The following is a 14,279-nucleotide window of genomic DNA, read 5'->3' as shown; positions in this document are numbered from 1 at the left end:
TGAACCCGTAAAAAACCGGGCTTAACCAAGGGCCCAATCTGGAGTGCTATCGCTATGGCAGGATTGCAGAAGATTCTTATTATTCTGTTGGTGCTGGTCCTTGTCCTGCTGGCTCTTGTCTTTTCTCTCAATAATCAGATGACGGTTTCTCTCAACTTTTTGCTGTTTGAGACCCAGCCCCATGGGATTGCTATCTGGATTATTATGTCTTTTGTTGTCGGCGCACTTGTGGGTGTGTTGATGACCATGCTGGCGACCTTTCGTACGTCGGTTTCCCGGCGAACCCTTAAGAAACGACTCGATCGTGCCGAACAGGCATTGGAGAAATCCAGGGCCGAGAACGACCGGACTCTTTAATGGATATAGTGCTTCAGTGGCTGCTGCTCACCGTGGCGGTTGCGGCGGGCTGGGTGGCAGGCAGGCTAGGCAGTAGTGGCCGTGGATCCGGAACGACCATCGCCGATGAAGACTCTGTGCGTGATCGACTTCAGTTTCTTTTTACCAACTATTCTGATCAGGCGGTAGAGAATTTCGTCCAGTCACTGGCTGTAAATAAAGATACGGTCAGCCTGCACCTTTCGATAGGCAATCATTTTCGCCTCAAGGGCGAGACGGATCGGGCGATTCTTATTCACCAAAACCTTCTGGCGCGACCTGAGCTGCCACCACGATTTTCTCCGAAGGTTACCCTCGAACTGGCAAAAGACTACCTGAACGCGGGCCTGCTGGATCGCGCCGAGGCTTTGCTGCAACAGTTAATGGGGGATCGTGAGTACGGGCGCAAATCCGCGCAACAACTCATTGAGCTATACCAGCAGGAAAAAGAGTGGAGTAACGCCGCCGACGTTGCCCGCACGCTCACCAAAGGCGATGCCGATCCTGCTATGTTCAAAGTCCTTGCTTACATTACCTGCGAGCAGGCCGAAGAAGCGCTTAAGCAGGATGATCGGTGGGGCGCCCAGAAACTTTCGAAAGAGGCTTTGGACTACGATCGTTCGTGCGTGCGGGCCACACTCATTCTTATGAGGTTGCTCATTCGCCAGGGAAGTTTTCGCGAGGCTAGCAACCAGAGTCTCAAGGTGTTTGATCAGAACCCGGAGTTTGGGCCTGAAGCGGTCGACCGCCTGATGAAGCTGGAGCATGAGCATGGCAATGTAGGCCGTCTGGGCAAAAAGCTGCGAAAGCTCTATGAGAGCTATCCAAGTACCAGTCTGCTCCTGGCTTTGGTTGAGTCCGTGGAGAGGTCCTCGGGTAGGCCAGCCGCGATTGACCTGCTTCGCCAGGAACTGGAAATTCGCCCGAGTGTTCGCGGCTTGCTCAGACTGGTCGAAATTGCTGGCTATGAAAAAGGTATGACCACGGACGAGGGCAGGCTGGTCAGTCGTATTGGCCACCTGATCCTTGTAAACCGCCCGGTGTACCGCTGTGTTAACTGCGGTTTCTCCGGCCAGCAGCTCCACTGGCTGTGCCCAAGCTGCAAACAGTGGGAAACCGTCCGCCCGATTCAGGGTGTTGAAGCCGAATAATCCTTTTCTGACATTCCGCAGGACAATGAACGTGCAAACCGTTAACGACCCCAAGATTATTGTCGCCCTGGACTTCCCGTCTGAGAACCCGGCACTGAAGCTGGTGGACAAACTGGACCCCGCCAAATGCCGTCTGAAAGTAGGTAAAGAGTTGTTCACCCGTTCGGGCCCCCAACTGGTTCAGGGGCTTCAGAGTCTCGGCTTCGATGTTTTTCTGGATCTGAAATTCCACGATATCCCCAATACTACCTCCGCTGCGGTTGCCGCCGCTGCCGATCTTGGTGTTTGGATGGTCAATGTGCATGCCTCGGGCGGCGAAAAAATGATGACGGCCTGTCGTGAGCGTCTGGAATCGTTTGGCGCTGATAAGCCGCTATTGATTGCCGTCACCGTTCTCACCAGCATGAGCGCCCGGGATCTGGAAGCTATTGGTATTCAGGCGTCTCCCGAGGCACAGGTGTCTCGCCTTGCGACACTGACCAGGAATTGTGGTCTTGATGGAGTGGTTTGTTCGGCACAGGAAGCACCAAAGCTGAAAGCAGAACAGGGAGCCGGCTTTAAGCTGATCACCCCGGGGATTCGGCCATTAAGCGCAGACCGGGGTGACCAGCAGCGTATTATGACACCCACGGATGCGATCAGGGCGGGTAGTGATTACCTGGTGATTGGTCGGCCGATTACTCAGGCTCTGGACCCATTGGCCGCTCTGGACGAAATTCATGAGGAATTGGCGGCTCTCTGAGTCGCTCATATCTATTGCCAGGCAGGAAAATAAAAAGGCCGCTGATTCAGTGAATCAGCGGCCTTTTTGAATAGTGGCTCCCCGAGCTGGGCTCGAACCAGCGACAAACGGATTAACAGTCCGTTGCTCTACCAACTGAGCTATCGGGGAACGTCGTCTTGTGACGAGGCGCGTATATTAAGTTGGCTATAGCGCTCCGTCAACCCCTCGCTAAAAGTTTTTAGCCAAGCGCTTTCTGCAGACGCTCAACCGCCTTTTTCAGGTTATCCATACTGGTGGCGAAGCTGAGTCTCATATGGCCAGGTGAGCCAAAAGCGGAACCCGGAACCAGGGCCACGCCAGCTTCCGTGAGCAGCTTTTCAGCAAACTCCACGTCCGTGCTCACGCCCTGGGCAGCGTCAATTGCGCCCTGGAAACTCGGGAACACGTAGAAGGTCCCATCACCTTTGAGACATTCGACGCCGGGCAGGGCGTTCAGCGCCTCAACCAACCAGTCGTGACGTTCCTTGAACGCACTGACCATTTCCCCCACGCAGTCCTGCGAACTGTCCAGAGCGGCCTGGGCGGCGGCCTGTGAAACAGAAGACGGGTTCGAGGTGCTCTGGGACTGTATCTTCTTCATGGCGCCAATGATTTTCGTTGGGCCTGCGGCATAGCCGATACGCCAGCCTGTCATGGAGTAGGCTTTGGATACTCCATTCAGTACGAAGGTGCGGTCGTACAGTTCCGGTGTGGCGTTGAGGATGTTACAGAACGGCTTGCCGGTCCAGAGGATCGGCTCGTACATGTCGTCGGTGGCGATCATGATGTTCGGGTGTTTTTTCAGAACCTCGCCAATCGCCTGCAGCTCTTCAAGGGTGTAGGCCATGCCACTCGGGTTGGAAGGGCTGTTGATCACGAACAGGCGCGTGCGCTCGGTGATGGCGTTTTCCAGCTGCTCCGGCGTGATCTTGAAACGGGTGTCAGCACTGGTTTCGATAATTACCGGTTTGCCTTCAGCCACCAGGACCATGTCCGGGTAGGACACCCAGTAAGGGGCAGGGATAATCGCTTCGTCACCCGGGTTCAGGGTGGCAAGTGCGAGGTTGAAAAAGCTCTGTTTGCCACCACTGCTTACTAGAATCTGGTTGGCTTCGTAATCCAGGCCGTTGTCCCGTTTGAACTTCGCAATAATCGCTTTCTTCAGGGCCGGCGTACCATCCACAGCGGTGTATTTGGTCTGGCCATTGTTGATGGCCTCAATGGCTGCCTGCTTGATGTGATCGGGGGTATCGAAGTCCGGCTCGCCAGCACCAAGGCCAATGATGTCCTGGCCGGCAGCGCGGAGTTCCGCGGCCTTGTTAGTGACTGCGAGAGTGGGAGAGGGCTTGATAGCCTGTACTCGGCTGGAAAGTTGAAGGTCCAAACTTGCGCTCCTTAAAGCTGCGTCTGATAGGGCTGCGACCGGCGGGGTGTCAGAATATGTGCCAAAGAAAAAAGCTGGCTTATTTTCGCCCAGTCGTGAATCGCTCTGATGGTATCATGAAGCCGGCATAACGCTAAATTTCTCGATGGTATGAGCTGATCGGTGGCTTTGACTGTCAATAAACCGGAGGTTATCCGCCAATTATGGCCAATAAAGAGTCCAGTGCTGCCAAAGATACCGTATTCAGGGTCGACTCACCGTATAACCCGGCCGGCGATCAGCCCAAGGCAATTGAGGGGTTGGTGGACGGTATTCACTCCGGCCTGGCGCACCAGACACTGCTGGGGGTAACCGGTTCGGGCAAGACGTTCACGATTGCCAATGTCATCGAGCAGATTCAGCGGCCGACCATTGTTATGGCCCACAACAAGACCCTGGCTGCCCAGTTGTACGGGGAGTTTCGGGAGTTCTTTCCGGACAATGCTGTTGAATACTTTGTCTCCTACTACGATTACTACCAGCCGGAAGCCTACGTGCCTTCTTCGGATACCTTCATCGAGAAAGACGCTTCCATTAACGAGCACATTGAGCAGATGCGCCTTTCGGCGACCAAGGCATTACTTGAACGTTCGGACGCCATCATCGTGGCGACGGTGTCCTCTATTTACGGTCTGGGTGATCCTCAGTCTTACCTCAAGATGATGCTTCACCTGGACAGGGGCGATCAGATAGACCAGCGCTTTATTCTTCGGCGCCTGGCCGAGCTTCAGTACACCCGCAACGACATTGAGTTCCACCGGGCCAATTATCGGGTTCGCGGAGATGTGATTGATGTGTTCCCGGCGGAATCTGAAAAGGAAGCCATTCGAATCGAACTGTTCGATGACGAAGTGGAGAATCTGAGCTATTTCGATCCGTTGACCGGAGAGGTACTGAGGCGGGTGCCCCGGGTTACCATCTATCCGAAATCGCATTATGTGACACCCCGCCAAAAGGTGCTGGATGCGGTGGAGCATATCCGGGTGGAGCTGGATGAGCGCCTGCAGCAGCTTCGCGACAACAACCGTCTGGTTGAAGCCCAGCGTCTGGAGGAACGCACCCGATACGACATCGAAATGATGATGGAGCTGGGCTATTGCAATGGCATCGAAAACTATTCCCGCTACCTGTCCGGTCGTCGTCCCGGCGAGGCTCCGCCAACGCTGTTTGATTATCTGCCGCCCAATGCCCTGCTGGTGGTGGATGAGTCCCACGTGACCATTCCCCAGATCGGCGCCATGTACAAGGGTGACCGGTCCCGTAAGGAAACTCTCGTGGAGTATGGTTTCCGGTTACCGTCTGCTCTGGACAATCGTCCCATGCGGTTCGAGGAGTGGGAACGTATCGCTCCCCAGATGATCTTTGTCTCTGCCACACCGTCTCATTACGAGGCGGAGCACGCCGGCCAGGTGGTCGAGCAGGTGGTCCGGCCCACCGGCTTGCTGGACCCGGAGATTGAGGTCCGGCCTGCGTCCACCCAGGTGGATGACCTGTTGTCCGAAATTCATTCCCGGGTTGCCATCAAGGAACGGGTTCTGGTGACCACCCTCACCAAACGCATGGCGGAAGACCTGACTGACTTCCTCATGGAGCACGACATTAAAGTGCGTTACCTGCACTCTGACATTGATACCGTTGAGCGGGTCGAAATAATCCGGGATCTCCGACGGGGAGAGTTCGACGTGCTGGTCGGAATCAACCTGTTGCGGGAAGGTCTGGACATGCCTGAAGTATCACTGGTGGCGATTCTTGATGCAGACAAGGAAGGGTTCCTGAGGTCCGAACGGTCGCTGATTCAGACCATTGGCCGGGCTGCCCGGAACGTTAACGGCAGGGCAATCCTGTATGGGGATCGTATAACCGGCTCCATGCAGAGAGCCATCGATGAGACCGGCCGCCGACGGGCCAAGCAGGCTGCCCATAACGAAGAGCATGGCATTACGCCCCAGGGGCTGAACAAGAAAATTGCCGACATCATGGAGGGTGCCGGTGGCGGCGGTCGCGGTCGTCGTAAAGCCGAACGTCCAGGCCAGAAGGCCGCGGAGGAAGCGGAACAGTATCGTGCCAAGGCGGGCAATAGATCGCCCGAAGAAATGCTTAAAGAGGTGACCCGCCTTGAAGATAAAATGTACAAGGCGGCCTCGGATCTGGATTTCGAGACTGCAGCACGATTGCGGGACGAGATTTCGGAACTGAAGGAGGCGACGCTGCGCACCGCCTGATCAGTCGTTGCGTTTAGGCCCGATAATGACGGCAGCCTGCAGGGGTTGAAGGCTGCCATACCGGGACATCTTGTCGAATATCCGTCGGTCAATGGGCAGGTACTGCTTGTCCGCCACCGTGTCCCCAGCCTCTGCATCGATTTCCGGGTCGTGCAGATAGACGAACTGGTCGTCTATCGCGCACACGGTCACCCAGTGTGGCACACGGCTGCGATTGAGTTGCCAGGTACTGATCAGGATAACCGGTACTTTGCCCTGATGAAGGGCTTCTGCCATGCCTTCGAGCGTGAGCGGGTCATGGTGCAGTTCGATGCCGGTCTGGCCGATGTCGTGCAGAAAACCCTCGTGAACCAGTTCAAGTACGCGTTTCTTGTCCTCATTCCTGACCGTATCCTTGAACAGCGCACCTTCTTTGCTGATCCACGCACTGGCATGAAATCCCCGATGCCAGGCCCCCAATGCAAGCCCGTGCGGGCCGCAACCGCCATGGCCTGCCAGCATGAAAATGGTTGTCGCTTCCCGCCAGAGCTTCAGTTCTTCCAGCGTGGTCATCGGTTGTTGCTCGTCGAGCGCTGCCATCGCCATAATCAGTGCAGCGGGTCCACATGAAAATTCGGTGGTTTGCGGGTAATAGGGCACTGCCGGGAATTCCCGTGAGGGTTCATAGAACAGGATGCGACGCTCAAAGCGCAGGGCATTGCCGTGGTCCTCGTAATAGTCGCGGTAGGTACCGAACTGACGATAGCCGAGGCGCTTATACAGGTTTATGGCCGGGCTGTTGTCCTCTCTCACTTCCAGACGCATCACAATTCGGCCAGCCTCCACGGCTTCCCGTTCAGCTTCACTCACCAGCTTTTCACCTGCGCCGCGTCCTCGGGCGGTATGGGAGACGGCAATGGAATATATGCGCGCCAGGCGGGTCGCCGCATTCATCAGCACCAGGCAGTAGCCGATCAATTCCCCGTCCTGAATGGCTACGATCAAACGATCCCTGGGCATCTCCAGAAAGCGCCGGAAGCTCCGCCGGGAAATACGGTCTTCCGAAAAGCACCGGTTTTCCAGCCTGACGATGTCGTCAAGATCGGCGTTGATTGCATGTCGGATCTGCAGTTCGGGCATGTCGGAGGAGCCTTGGAGAGAGTCTGGTCGGGCAAGCTGGCTCGCTTCCCTTGTGGGGCTATTATGGTAGAACAGAGGGGGTTGGCAAATGCATCTGGCATGCGTAAAAGCACGCACTATCGATTGATTGTGCAGTTTCCGGCCCCGGCGTATTGTTGCGACTAATTGGTTCAGGCTGAACCTTCAGGGAGGAATGCCTTATATGTCCCGTTTGCTCATTGTCGTAGACCGCGCCAAGGACTGGGCTCCTTATTACCCCAGTGAAGACGTGCTGACTTTTGACCAGTACCTGCAATTCTCGGCGTCCCCTTCAAGCCGGGTCCGGGTGATTAATCTCTGTCAGAGTGCGAAGTATCTGAGCCGGGGTTATTACTGTTCGTTACTGGCGGAAGCTCGTGGCCACCACGTGGTGCCTTCGGTAATGACCCTTAACGATCTGAGCCGAAAAGGCCTGTTCTCTCTGGAGCTGGAAGAGCTGGATGACAGCGTCATTAACTGGCTTGAGGCTTCAGGTGCGGAAATTGACCCCGCGACCGACGAGCGTGAGGCCACCCATGAAGTCAGGATTCGGAGCTATTTCGGTCAGGCGGAGAATCCGGATCTGAAACCCGTGGCGCGAGCTCTGTTTGAGCGTTTTCCCTGCCCGATTCTGGAAATCGTGTTCAAACGCCGCAAGAAATGGCAGATCGAATCCATGAAGCCGGCGGCCCCCGCCGATCTGGATGAGCATGAGCAGGATATCTTCGCCGCTGCGTTCGATCGCTTCAGCAGCATGGTTTGGCGTAAGCCCCGAACCCGTCGCCGTTATCGTTTTGATTTGGCCGTTCTGGTTAACCCCGAGGAGGAGATGCCTCCTAGCGACCAGGTTGCGCTCAAACGATTTGAAAAGGCCGGGCGAAAGCTCGGTATCAACGTTGAGCAGATCACCCGTCGGGATTATATGCGGTTACCGGAATACGACGGACTGTTCATCCGGGAAACCACCGCTATTGATCACCACACGTATCGTTTTGCCCGCAGGGCCGAGGCCGAGGGCATGGTGGTGATTGATGACCCCGTGTCGATTCTTCGTTGTACGAACAAGGTGTTTCTGGCGGACCTGCTGAAGAACAACAAGATACCAACACCGAAGACCCTGATTCTTTCCAAGGACCAAAAACACGCGGTTGAGCAGGTGACCGAAGAGCTCGGCTTTCCCGTGGTCATCAAGATTCCTGATGGTGCATTCTCTCGGGGAGTGACCAAGGCAGAGGATGAAAAATCACTCCGTACCGGCCTCAGGGAGCTGTTTAAACAGTCTGCGCTGGTGCTTGCCCAGGAGTACCTCTATACCGATTATGACTGGCGTATCGGCGTCCTTGGCGGCAGGGCTATCTTTGCCTGCAAATACATGATGGTGAAAGGCCACTGGCAGATCTACCAGCATGGTGAATCGGCCAGTGAGAGCGGTGATTTCGAGACTATGCCGACCTATGAGGTCCCCAGAAATGTTATTCAGGCGGCACTGAATTCCACCCGACTGATCGGCAACGGTTTATACGGTGTGGACATCAAACAGTCGGGTAACCGGGTTGCCGTCATCGAAGTGAACGACAATCCGAGTATCGATGCTGGTGTGGAGGACCGTTTTCTGGGGGGAGAGCTCTATACGTTGATCATGCAGGAGTTTCTGTCTCGGATGGAAGAAAACCGGCGCCGTTAGGCACCGGGTTCTTGCACGTATGGCTCCGCCACCCATACACGGGCGCTGCCAAACCAGGAATAGTCGGCGAGTTCTTCCCGGATACGATCGGCTGTCAGTATGGTGCTTTCCGCTGAGGTATCGAAGAACAGCTCCAGGTGAACCTTGTTTTTCAGGTAATGCAGGCGCAGCCGGGTACTGGAGGGGAGTTCGCCCACATGTTGAGTCAGCGTTCCACGGATTTCTTCCCGGGAGGGCAGTCGCTCCGAGGTGGGCAGGTGGTCTTCATCGTTCTCGGCGTCAATATGAAAATTGATGTCCCGAATGTTCTCCAGCGCATTGCGCATGCCCCCTACGACCTGCATACCGATCTGATGCCCCTCGGACACGCTGATGTCAGGCCTTACAACCAGGTGGATATCCAGAAGAATGTCATGGCCCATCCGGCGGCTGCGGAGTTCATGCACATTGCGGACACCGTCAGTTTGTCGGGCAATGTCTTTGAGCATTTCGGTATCTTCAGGAGAGAGCCCGGTGTCCACCAGTTCCTTTACGCTGTCCCAGGTGAATTTCCACCCGATGTGGATAATGATGCCGGCAACAACTACTGCGGCCAAGACATCCAGCCAGAGAAAGCCGAGCATCGCGCCCGCTGTCGAGAACAGAACAACCACCGAAGAGAATGCATCGGTTCTGCTGTGCCAGGCATTAGCAATAATAAGGTCTGAACGAATAGCCACCCCGATACGGCGAGTATAGTGATAGATCCATTCCTTGCCCGCCACGGACAAGGCTGCAGCCAGCAGCACTGGCCATCCAGGCGCAATGTCGGCCTCACCCTCAAGTAGCCTCAGGGTATTTTCCCACGCAAGTGCGGCACCAACGGCAATCAGAATGCTGCCGAGTACCAGTGTGCCAAAGGTTTCTATGCGTTGATGGCCATACGGGTGGTCGTCGTCAGGCTCCTGCCGTGAAACCCGCATGACACCGAGAACCACAAGGTCTGAAGCCACATCCGTGAAGGAGTGAATGCCATCCACAAGTAGGGCCTGGGAATGAAAAAGAATACCTGCAATGACCTTTATAATTCCCAGCACTGCATCAAGAATCATTCCAATGATGGTGACCCTGGATGCGGCTTTCATTTCGCTTGTCAGGTTTTCTCGGTGCCGCTGCGCCTTCGAAACCGGCTCGTCCATTCGGTTTTCTCCGGATAAGTTGAGGGAACCTAGTATAACGTTATTACGCACATCCGTGTGGAGCCGCTTTTTGCTGCCTGACAACTCTGTTTATGCACAGTGTTGCGGATCGGTGACTGGCTAACATTTTGTACAGAATTACTCAACATTTCTTTATAAGTTTTATAAATCACTGAAAAATATAACAAAAATAACTGGTTAAAAAATGATCAATTTGTAGGCTGGCGCAGTTATCAAGGGATAGCAAACGTTGCACCACGATTTTCAACAGGTTTATCCACAGATTCCGTGGAAAAGGTCACTGTACCCTAAAGATACAGTCATTTAGAGCTGAATTGCCTTACCACCGGGATGCTGTGGAAAACTTCGGGTATACTGCCGCTCACGTTTCGTCAAGGAGTTTTCAGATGTACGGCCTTATCCGCAACCTGCTTTTCAGACTCCCACCTGAGCAGGCTCACAACATCGCACTCAACAGTCTTGATCTTGCCGGCCGGCTTGGTTTGCTGGGCGCCTTCTCGCGAAAGGTAGATGCATTGCCTGTGAATGTTATGGGGCTGGATTTCCCGAACCCCGTAGGCCTTGCTGCGGGCCTGGATAAAAATGCTGATCACCTTGATGCTCTTGGCGTGTTGGGTTTTGGCTTTATTGAAGTTGGAACGGTAACGCCTGTGGCACAGCCGGGTAATCCGAAACCACGCATGTTTCGGTTGCCGGAACACCAGGCGATCATTAACCGTATGGGTTTCAATAATGAAGGTCTTGAGCATTTGCTCGAACGCGTCGACAAGCGACGTTATCAGGGTGTGCTGGGCATTAATGTGGGTAAGAACAAGAACACGCCGAATGAAGAGTCGGAGTCTGACTATCGCAAAGGAATTTCGGCCGTATACACCCGTGCAGACTACATCACCGTGAACGTTTCATCTCCCAATACACCGGGATTGCGCGACCTGCAGTTTGGCGACTCGCTGAAAGGTTTGCTGGAGGCGATCAAGGACGAGCAGAGTCGGTGTGAAAAGCAATTTGGTCGCTACGTGCCGATTGCGGTCAAAATTGCACCGGATATGGATGATGAAGGAATTCGCTTTGTGGCATCTGCCCTGCGCGAAACCGGATTGGACGGCGTTATTGCCACAAACACAACGATCAGCCGGGATGCCGTTGACGGGCACCCTTGTGCTGGTGAAGCTGGTGGTTTGAGTGGTGCTCCGGTGCGTGGGCCCTCGCTCAGAGTTATCCAGGGGCTTTATGCAGAGCTGGGTGAGTCACTGCCAATAATTGGTGTGGGCGGAATCACTGATGGAGAGAGTGCAGCTGAAAAGATCAGAGCCGGGGCGAAGCTGGTTCAGGTGTACACTGGCTTTATATACCGCGGGCCGGAGTTGATTCGAGAGGCCGTGGAGGCCATCCGGAAGATAGAGCCGAAAGCCTGAGTCTTGGCTGTGGGGCCCAGAACGAAAGTGGGCCCGCTTAGCGGGCCCGTGCGGGGAACGAACCCCGTGGCGCTTCTTCGCATGGTACGGGGCGGGAGGCCCCGTTTGGGTTATTCTGGTACTGCTTCAAATTGTGTATAAAAAGATCAGATCAAGATTCGGGGTTGCTTGTGAATGTGCGTCACTGTGAGGTGACGTTGGCAAGTCTGTGTATACCGGAGACGCCGGTCATGCCCTCCCAGTTGTCCGTTCGGCCTTCCCGCCACCCGTTCAACCATTCCTGGCGGACTTCCGCCTGTTCGATCGGGCAGCTGTCTTTCGGTTTACCGGACACGCCAGCGAGGTAACCCCGCTTGAATGCACGAGCGTACATGTCTCTTTTCTGTCTTTTCATGCCGTTCCTCACTAATGGATTAACAGAACAAGCGTGTACACATCTGCAGTGGCTGCGACAGGTGGAGCCCAGTCCGGGACAACCCACTATTGTCAGCTCAAGCCAGAGCAGTCAGGATCCTGTTAACGGAGGTGTTTTCAGCCTCCGGAACGACGCGTCACTTACAAGGTAATTCGAATCTCGCGCGGAAGTACACGATTTATTTCATCTATGCGATGCTTTTTTTATAGTTTTATGAACTAAAAGGATGGCGGCGCCATCGTAAAAGCTGCTATTCCGGAAACTTACCCGGATGACCCTATGAACCAGGAGTTGAACTTGTCCCAATCTGTCTTTTTCGTAACCTGCCCAAAAGGCGTTGAGTACCTTTTGGAGGACGAACTCAGAACTTTCGGGCTGGAACCGTTACGCAATGCGCCGGCCGGTGTCTGGGCGGAGGGAACGCTGGAGGGGGGTTACCGTGCCTGTCTCTGGTCGAGGCTCGCCAACAGGGTCATCCTGCATATCGATGAGGTGGATGCTGTCAGCGGTGATCGGCTCTATGACGGAGTGGTCCATTTGGACTGGCAGCAGCACATTCCTGTCAGCGGCAGTTTCCGCGTAACCTTTCTTGGGCAAAACGAAGCCATTCGCAACACGCAGTTCGGTGCTCAGAGAGTGAAAGACGGAATTGTGGACCGGTTCCGGAGTAGTGGCGGAAAACGCCCGTCGTCAGATGCGAAAACGCCGGATGTCATTGTCTCTGCGAGGCTTAATCGCGGCCGGCTTTCTCTTGGTATAGACCTGAGCGGGCACAGTCTTCACATGCGAGGCTACCGGACCGAGAAAGGCCAGGCGCCCCTGAAGGAGAACCTGGCGGCCGCCCTGTTAATGCGCTCGGGCTGGCCCGATATTGCCCGACGCGGGGGCGATTTTGTCGATCCCATGTGCGGCTCCGGCACGTTGCTGATTGAGGCAGCGATGATGGCATTGGATCTGGCGCCAGGCCGAAAAAGGCAGGGGTTCGGTTTTGAGAAATGGCCGGGGCACCAACCGGAGTTGTGGTTGTCTCTTCGTCAGGAAGCGGAGCGTCGCGCTCACGAAGGCAAACAGGGCAGGCTGCCAAGATTTTCAGGATTCGACCAGGACAGCCGCGTGATTGCGACCGCCCGGAATAACCTCCAGCGCGCAGGGCTGGATGGTCTGATTCAGGTCGAAGCGCGCCCGGTAGCGGAACTGGCCCTTGAAGGCGAGTGGTCTGAATCCGGTCTGGTATTGACCAACCCACCTTATGGGGAGCGACTCAGTGAGCGTCGTGAACTTGGGGCTCTTTATCGCGCCCTTGGGGATGCGGTAAAACGCGTGACACCTGGCTGGCGCCTGGGCGTGTTCACCGGGGCGCCGGAGTTTGGTAAATCTATCGGGTTGCGGAGTTATAAACAGTACCGTCTGTTCAATGGCAAACTACCGGCAAAGCTGCTCCTGTTTGAAATCGATGAAGCCAGTACGATGACGCCCCACGAGCCGGACATTCCCGGTGAAATCACGCCAAAAATTGCCAACGAAGAGCGGGCAGCGATGCTCGGAAACCGGCTGAAAAAAAATATGAAGACGATCGGGCAGTGGGCCCGAAAGCAGGGGGTTGGTTGTTACCGTCTTTACGACGCGGACATGCCGGAGTTCGCCCTGGCTATTGATATTTATGAGGGCCGGGTTCACGTTCAGGAGTACGCTGCGCCCAAGTCAGTCGATGAGCGTTCAGCCAGGGAGCGTCTTGCTGAGGCACTGGCGGTGATTCCGGAAGCTTTGGGCATCGAGCGCTCGGATATGGTGTGTAAGCAGCGCCAGCGTCAGGCAGGCACCAGCCAGTATGAGAAGCAGGCGGCCAGTGGCGAGTTTTTCCAGGTGCATGAGCATGGTTGTGCGCTGAAAGTGAACCTGAAAGATTATCTGGATACCGGTCTTTTCCTGGATCATCGTCCGGTTCGAACCTGGATTCAACAGCATGCGAAAGGCCAGCGGTTCCTGAACCTGTTCTGCTATACCGGGGCTGCCACGGTGCATGCAGCAGTCGGTGGCGCCAGCCGTTCCCTGAGTCTCGATATGTCAAAGACGTACGTGAATTGGGCGCAGGATAACCTGGCGCTGAATCGGGCAGATCCAAAGCGTCATCGGGTTGAGCAGGCGGACTGCCTGGCATGGTTGGCTGAGAAGCCGTCGCCAGACCAGCGTTTTGATCTGATTTTCATGGATCCCCCTACGTTCTCCAATTCGGCCCGGATGGCGGGTGTACTGGATATTCAGAAAGACCACGCCAGGCTGATTCGTCAGGCTATGGCCCGGCTGAATTCCGAAGGTTTGTTGATCTTCTCCAGTAATTTCCGTCGCTTTAAGCTGGATGAGAATCTGGAGGGCGAGTTTGAAATCGAAGAGGTTAGCCGGAGCACGATTGACAAGGACTTTCAGCGGAATGCCCGGATTCACCGATGCTGGCATATTCGCCATCGGGACTGATGTTGTTCAGGAAGGTCCGCCGG

General features: G+C 55.2%; 11 protein-coding genes and 1 tRNA gene. 7 read left to right on the top strand and 5 right to left on the bottom strand.

What is annotated here, in order from left to right; translation table 11 throughout:
* The first annotated feature begins 54 nt into the window (after positions 1 to 54).
* Genes KFJ24_RS07695 through pyrF form a run of 3 tightly spaced genes read left to right on the top strand, consistent with a single transcriptional unit; the run spans position 55 to position 2,268 of the window.
* A complete protein-coding gene (locus KFJ24_RS07695) occupies positions 55 to 357 on the top strand; it encodes a LapA family protein (RefSeq protein WP_250830484.1) in 303 nt (100 codons plus the stop codon).
* Positions 357 to 1,526 (top strand): lipopolysaccharide assembly protein LapB, encoded by a 1,170-nt coding sequence (gene lapB / locus KFJ24_RS07690; RefSeq protein WP_250830483.1) that lies wholly within the window; start codon positions 357 to 359, stop codon positions 1,524 to 1,526. The genes KFJ24_RS07695 and lapB overlap by 1 nt, the downstream gene beginning before the upstream one ends.
* Before the next feature lie 31 nt (positions 1,527 to 1,557).
* Positions 1,558 to 2,268, top strand: a complete 711-nt coding sequence (gene pyrF / locus KFJ24_RS07685; RefSeq protein ID WP_434968003.1) for an orotidine-5'-phosphate decarboxylase — start codon at positions 1,558 to 1,560, stop codon at positions 2,266 to 2,268.
* Between the two features lie 74 nt (positions 2,269 to 2,342).
* Here pyrF and KFJ24_RS07680 read toward each other — a convergent pair.
* Both KFJ24_RS07680 and KFJ24_RS07675 read right to left on the bottom strand, forming a co-directional pair.
* Positions 2,343 to 2,418, bottom strand: a tRNA-Asn gene (locus KFJ24_RS07680).
* Positions 2,419 to 2,488: 70 nt separating this feature from the next.
* The gene (locus KFJ24_RS07675) at positions 2,489 to 3,673 is read right to left on the bottom strand and encodes a pyridoxal phosphate-dependent aminotransferase (protein ID WP_250830481.1); all 1,185 of its coding nucleotides are present in this window, start codon (positions 3,671 to 3,673) and stop codon (positions 2,489 to 2,491) included.
* A 203-nt stretch (positions 3,674 to 3,876) separates the two neighbouring features.
* On the opposite strand from KFJ24_RS07675, the gene uvrB reads away from it, so the two are divergent.
* The gene (gene uvrB, locus KFJ24_RS07670) at positions 3,877 to 5,934 is read left to right on the top strand and encodes an excinuclease ABC subunit UvrB (protein WP_250830480.1); all 2,058 of its coding nucleotides are present in this window, start codon (positions 3,877 to 3,879) and stop codon (positions 5,932 to 5,934) included.
* Here uvrB and rimI read toward each other — a convergent pair whose 3' ends face one another.
* On the bottom strand, positions 5,935 to 7,053 hold the full coding sequence (gene rimI, locus KFJ24_RS07665) for a ribosomal protein S18-alanine N-acetyltransferase (RefSeq protein WP_250830479.1): 1,119 nt from the start codon (positions 7,051 to 7,053) through the stop codon (positions 5,935 to 5,937). It lies immediately after the preceding gene.
* A 202-nt stretch (positions 7,054 to 7,255) separates the two neighbouring features.
* Here rimI and KFJ24_RS07660 point away from each other — a divergent pair, with 202 nt between their 5' ends.
* Entirely contained in the window at positions 7,256 to 8,755 is a 1,500-nt protein-coding gene (locus tag KFJ24_RS07660; RefSeq protein ID WP_250830478.1) for a RimK family protein, read from the top strand.
* On the opposite strand, the gene KFJ24_RS07655 is transcribed toward KFJ24_RS07660, so the two are convergent.
* A complete protein-coding gene (locus KFJ24_RS07655) occupies positions 8,752 to 9,933 on the bottom strand; it encodes a cation diffusion facilitator family transporter (protein ID WP_250830477.1) in 1,182 nt (393 codons plus the stop codon). The two genes, KFJ24_RS07660 and KFJ24_RS07655, sit on opposite strands and share 4 nt — an antisense overlap.
* 407 nt (positions 9,934 to 10,340) lie before the next feature.
* Between KFJ24_RS07655 and KFJ24_RS07650 the strand changes: the two genes are divergently transcribed.
* Positions 10,341 to 11,369, top strand: a complete 1,029-nt coding sequence (locus KFJ24_RS07650) for a quinone-dependent dihydroorotate dehydrogenase (RefSeq protein WP_250830476.1) — start codon at positions 10,341 to 10,343, stop codon at positions 11,367 to 11,369.
* Between the two features lie 181 nt (positions 11,370 to 11,550).
* Here the strand turns inward: KFJ24_RS07650 and rmf are convergent, their stop codons facing one another.
* On the bottom strand, positions 11,551 to 11,763 hold the full coding sequence (gene rmf, locus KFJ24_RS07645; protein WP_250830475.1) for a ribosome modulation factor: 213 nt from the start codon (positions 11,761 to 11,763) through the stop codon (positions 11,551 to 11,553).
* A 300-nt stretch (positions 11,764 to 12,063) separates the two neighbouring features.
* On the opposite strand from rmf, the gene rlmKL reads away from it, so the two are divergent.
* Positions 12,064 to 14,256, top strand: coding sequence for a bifunctional 23S rRNA (guanine(2069)-N(7))-methyltransferase RlmK/23S rRNA (guanine(2445)-N(2))-methyltransferase RlmL (gene rlmKL, locus KFJ24_RS07640; RefSeq protein ID WP_250830474.1), 2,193 nt, complete (start codon positions 12,064 to 12,066; stop codon positions 14,254 to 14,256).
* Positions 14,257 to 14,279: the final 23 nt, after the last annotated feature.

It is taken from the genome of Marinobacter sediminum (assembly GCF_023657445.1).
Taxonomy (GTDB): Bacteria; Pseudomonadota; Gammaproteobacteria; order Pseudomonadales; family Oleiphilaceae; genus Marinobacter; species Marinobacter sediminum_A.
Note: the sequence above shows the minus strand (reverse complement) of the source record. Positions and strands in the feature narration are given on the sequence as shown.

Coding starts and splice junctions, on each gene's coding strand:
- KFJ24_RS07695 (WP_250830484.1), top strand. CDS start 55: ATGGCAGGATTGCAGAAGATTCTTATTATTCTGTTGGTGCTGGTCCTT.
- lapB (WP_250830483.1), top strand. CDS start 357: ATGGATATAGTGCTTCAGTGGCTGCTGCTCACCGTGGCGGTTGCGGCG.
- uvrB (WP_250830480.1), top strand. CDS start 3,877: ATGGCCAATAAAGAGTCCAGTGCTGCCAAAGATACCGTATTCAGGGTC.
- rimI (WP_250830479.1), bottom strand. CDS start 7,053: ATGCCCGAACTGCAGATCCGACATGCAATCAACGCCGATCTTGACGAC.
- KFJ24_RS07660 (WP_250830478.1), top strand. CDS start 7,256: ATGTCCCGTTTGCTCATTGTCGTAGACCGCGCCAAGGACTGGGCTCCT.
- KFJ24_RS07655 (WP_250830477.1), bottom strand. CDS start 9,933: ATGGACGAGCCGGTTTCGAAGGCGCAGCGGCACCGAGAAAACCTGACA.
- KFJ24_RS07650 (WP_250830476.1), top strand. CDS start 10,341: ATGTACGGCCTTATCCGCAACCTGCTTTTCAGACTCCCACCTGAGCAG.
- rmf (WP_250830475.1), bottom strand. CDS start 11,763: ATGAAAAGACAGAAAAGAGACATGTACGCTCGTGCATTCAAGCGGGGT.
- rlmKL (WP_250830474.1), top strand. CDS start 12,064: ATGAACCAGGAGTTGAACTTGTCCCAATCTGTCTTTTTCGTAACCTGC.